We start from the raw sequence: 942 nt of genomic DNA, 5'->3' as shown, positions 1-942 counted from the left end.
ATTCGCTGTTGTACTCGTATTGCTGAAGGCTTCAAGATCAAACAAACCTTCTTTTAGCAGCTTTCTCATGTATAACAACTTGGCTTCGTAATCCTTGGATTGCGTCCAGTGAATCAGTTTTCCATCGACTTGACGGAAGTCCGAAATCGAGTAATCCGACCATCCGGCAAGGAACTGCCCGTAATCCCATCCATTCCACATCGTTCCGGCTGGGATGACCGGCTTCCCGCCAATATCTTTGAAACCGCCATCTCTGATCTTGACCAATAGATCATACAGTTCATCCTGCGTATCAATATCCTCCGCTTTTACATTTAAAGCTTTCAGGATATCTCCCCTGGCAAAAAGGCCGTAATTCCAATTATGAATGCTCTCTGGGGTTCCGTCCGGGGTCTCCGTTGGAATGAGATACGTCTTGCCTCCAAAATCGGGACTATTGAGATCGAACTCGGCAAAATCCTTCGCAATTCCGGTCGTTACCAGTCTTTTAATATTCGGGTATTTATCGAGATAAGGGGTTAAATCCAGAAGCTGTCCTTCCATGGCTGCCTTCTTGATGACTTGCCCTTCTCCTCCTGTAGTAGACCAGAACGGTGCATTAACAATATCCGGGACCGTACCGGAAGCGAAGATCGTATTCAGTTTCTCTACTTCGCTTGTTGTGATGGATTCGAGGTTTAACGTCACCCCGGTTTTTTCCCTGATTTTTTGGGCTACGGGATTATTTTTCTGGTCCTGCGGAAAACCGGCTCCGCCGCCGTTCCAAGCACTGAGGAAAGTCAAGGTGACCGGCTTTATTTCTTCAGAACCTGACTTATTCGGACCCGGGTCAACCGTGCCTGCCCCCTCTTCTTTGCCTGTTCCCGTACATGCCGTCATGGTCACTAACAGCAGTAAAGCGATTAGTGTCATCGCAAGAACGCTCCTACGCCGCCTGTTCTT

The 942-nt window shown here is 48.1% G+C and carries 1 protein-coding gene; it reads right to left on the bottom strand.

Going from position 1 to position 942, the window contains the following annotated elements; all coding sequences use genetic code 11:
- On the bottom strand, positions 1 to 912 hold a 912-nt coding region (locus CPT76_RS08940), incomplete at its 3' end, for a type 2 periplasmic-binding domain-containing protein (protein ID WP_181152748.1).
- Positions 913 to 942: the final 30 nt, after the last annotated feature.

It is taken from the genome of Paenibacillus sp. AR247, assembly GCF_002968895.1.
In the GTDB taxonomy this organism is placed as follows: Bacteria; Bacillota; Bacilli; order Paenibacillales; family Paenibacillaceae; genus Paenibacillus_AQ; species Paenibacillus_AQ favisporus.
Note: the sequence above shows the minus strand (reverse complement) of the source record. Positions and strands in the feature narration are given on the sequence as shown.